Source organism: Acidovorax sp. KPB24-03 (genome assembly GCF_057546605.1).
On sequence record NZ_BAAJYR010000417.1, the window covers coordinates 1 to 3016 of the forward strand.

The 3016-nt window shown below is 70.6% G+C and carries 2 protein-coding genes and 1 pseudogene; 1 reads left to right on the forward strand and 2 read right to left on the reverse strand.

Going from position 1 to position 3016, the window contains the following annotated elements; genetic code table 11:
* Positions 1–374 (forward strand): annotated as a pseudogene (locus AC27KI_RS21890) (hypothetical protein); the annotation flags it as partial.
* Between the two features lie 102 nt (positions 375–476).
* On the opposite strand, the gene AC27KI_RS21895 reads toward AC27KI_RS21890, so the two are convergent.
* Both AC27KI_RS21895 and AC27KI_RS21900 read right to left on the reverse strand, forming a co-directional pair.
* Positions 477–1373 carry a carbohydrate kinase family protein gene (locus AC27KI_RS21895; protein WP_487115809.1) on the reverse strand — a complete coding sequence of 299 codons (897 nt, stop codon included), beginning with the start codon at positions 1371–1373 and terminating at the stop codon, positions 477–479.
* Between the two features lie 33 nt (positions 1374–1406).
* A partial coding sequence (locus tag AC27KI_RS21900) for a zinc-ribbon and DUF3426 domain-containing protein (protein WP_487115811.1) occupies positions 1407–3016 on the reverse strand: 1610 nt, incomplete at its 5' end.

A 3016-nucleotide genomic window follows, 5' to 3' on the forward strand; every position in this document is an offset into this window, starting at 1 on the left:
CCCCCGCCAAGAAGGTGACGGCTGCGAAGAAGGCAGCAGCGCCGGCCAAGAAGGCCGCTGCTCCGGCCAAGAAAGCCGCAGCGCCAGCGAAGAAGGCAACGGCCGTGAAGAAGTCGGCTGCACCGGCCAAGAAGGCCGCTGCACCGGCGGCCAAGAAGGCCAGCGCCAAGCCAGCGACCGCGACCAAGAAGGCCGTGACGTCGGCGAAGAAGACCTCGGCCGCACCTGCTGCCAAGAAGCCTGCCGCAGCACCGGCCGCCAAGAAGGCCGCCGCGCCCAAGAAAGCCGCCAAGGCCCCTGCGCCCGCGCCTGCAGCCCAGACCACGCTGAACCCCCAGGCCGCCTGGCCCTTCCCCACGGGTGGCAAGCCGTAAGGCCCACGTCCACGGGAAGTCCCGCCAACCCGGTGCCCTGCACCGGGTTTTTTTTATGCCTGCTGCACACGCATCGTGCCGCAGCAGGCCTGTGCCCTCGGCTTACTCGGGGTGGAAGTCGACCACGTAGTTCTGCGGCCCGCGCTGCGCGATCTTGAGCGCGCCCATGCGGTTGCCCAGCGCGGCGCAGCGCACCAGGGGCCAGTCCCGCTCCAGGCCGAAGAGCAGCGCGCCCCGCCAGGCGTCACCGCAGCCGGTGGGGTCCACCACCTCGGCCGGCGCCGCGACCGGCACGTTGGTGCGCTCGCCGTTCTCCCAGACGTCGCAGCCCTCGGCGCCCAGCGTGACGACAAGGCCACGCACCTTGCGGGAGATGTCCTGCAGGCTCCAGCCCGTGCGCTCGCACAGCATGCGGCCTTCGTAGTCGTTCACGGTGATCCACGTGGCCTGCTCGATGAACTGCGCCAGTTCCTGGCCGTTGAACATGGGCAGGCCCTGGCCCGGATCGAACACGAACGGAATGCCCGCCTCGACCAGTTGCGCGGCGTGCTGCAGCATGGCGTCGCGGCCATCGGGCGCGATGATGGCCAGGCGCACGTCAGGCTCGGCCACGATGCGCGAGCGGTGGGCCTGCATCATGGCACCGGGGTGGAAGGCCGTGATCTGGTTGTTGTCGCGGTCGGTCATGATCATCGCCTGGGCCGTGTAGAGGTCATCCACCTGCCCCACGTGGCGCGTGTCGATGGCCAGGCTGCGCAGGCGCTCCTGATAGCCGGCGCCGTCGCTGCCCAGCATGGCCATGGGCACCGGATCGCCGCCCAGCAGCTTCAGGCTGTAGGCGATGTTGCCGGCGCAGCCGCCGAAGTCCCGGCGCAGGGAAGGCACGAGGAACGAGACGTTCAGGATGTGCAACTGGTCCGGCAGTATCTGCTCGGCGAAGCGGCCCTCGAAAGTCATGATGGTGTCGAACGCCAGGGAACCGCAAATCAAGGCAGCCATAACAAATCCGGTGAAGAAGAAAAGATCCGAAGATCAGGGATAGAAAGCCAGAACACGGTAGCCGGAGACGCGCGCGCCGCCCGTGGCCACCACCATGGGCAAGGTGCCGCTCCATTCGCCGCCGGGCGCGATCTCCGCGGGAGCCCCCAGGTCCTGGGGCTGCAGCACGCGGCGCAGCACCGGCCGGTCCTGCGTGTCGGTCAGCGTGAGCTCCACCGACGGCATGGCCACGGCAAAGCCGGCACGGCTCTTGATGGACAAGGCCAGCTGGTACGAGTCGCCCCGTCCCTTGTTGAAGGACGAGCTGTCGATCACCACTTCGGTGATGCGGCGCGGGGCGGCGATGGCGCATTGCAGCGGCACGCACAGCGCCTGGAGGATGGGCCGCGCACCGGGGTACTGCGATGCCAGCCGGTCGCGCTCCTGCACCGCCATCTGCAGGCCAAGGCCTGCGGCCAGGGCCATCAGCAGCAGGGCCAGGCCGGCCCGCACCGCCGGCTTGCCCCAGAAGGCCTTGCGGCGCGCGGCGCGCATGAAGCCCGGCTCATCGGCGGCCGTGGCATGCACCGCATCGTCGTCTTCGTCATCGTCTTTCGCAGGCGAGTGCAGCGGCGGGCGGTGAACGGAAGGCTGCGCACCGGCCAGGGCCGCGGAGGCGATGGCCGCTTCTGCCGGCAACGCCACCACGCCCTCCAGCCCACCACCGGCCTGCGTGGCAATGGCCACCGGATCGGTGTCGGCATCGATGGCTTCCAGGGCCATGTCCATGGCCACCGCCTTGGCGATGGCATCGTCGGTCGAAGCCTGCCGCCCGTGGCCGTCCGGCACATCGGCGGCGGCGAGCAGCGGCCCATCGTCCAGATCCTCGGGCCATTCGGAATCGCGCAACTCGGCGAAGGGCAGTTCATAGCCCGCTGGCTCCGGTGGCGGTGCGCTGTGCGCGCGCCCTGCCACAGCCGCTTCATCCTGCGGGGGTGTCGAGGCGGCGGGCACCGCACCGATGGGCCGTTCAGCGGCAGCCACCGATCCCGGCAAGGCCCATCCCGATGGCAGTGGAGGTAGAACGGGCTTGGCCGGCGCGGCAGTGGAATCCGTCGCGCTCGAGCGGGTTCGCCAAACCAGCGGAGACGCAGGCTCCAGGCTCCAGTCGGCGGGCGGCTCCACGCCCGGCGCCGCCAGCGGCCGCGCCGTGAGATAGCTCGGCACCGGCGGCGGCTCCGGCACCTCCAGTGGCGCGGGCGGGGCGGGGTCGTCCATCGGCAGCGGTGCGGTTGGCGCTGGCGTTGGGGGGAATGAAGAATGTGGCGGTGCCGGGGCCACAGAGGCGGTGGGCCCGCGTGGCACGCCGGGCGCGGACGCTGTTGGAGAGGGTTGCGGCACGCTCGCCGCGCCAGCCCCCCAGGCCCGTTCGGCAGGCGCCGGCGGCCGCACGGCCGCGCGCGGAGCTTCGGGAATGGCCATCTCCGGCAGCAGGTCCTGCGACGCCGAGCGCACCAGATGGGCCGCCGCATCGAAGACTTCCTTGCACTGCCCGCACCGCACCCACCCATCGGAGATGCGCAACTGGTCCGCGACGACCTTGAAGGTCGTGCCGCAGGCGGGCAGCGTGTGATCTGGCTCATCGGCTCGGGATTGTAGGTGGG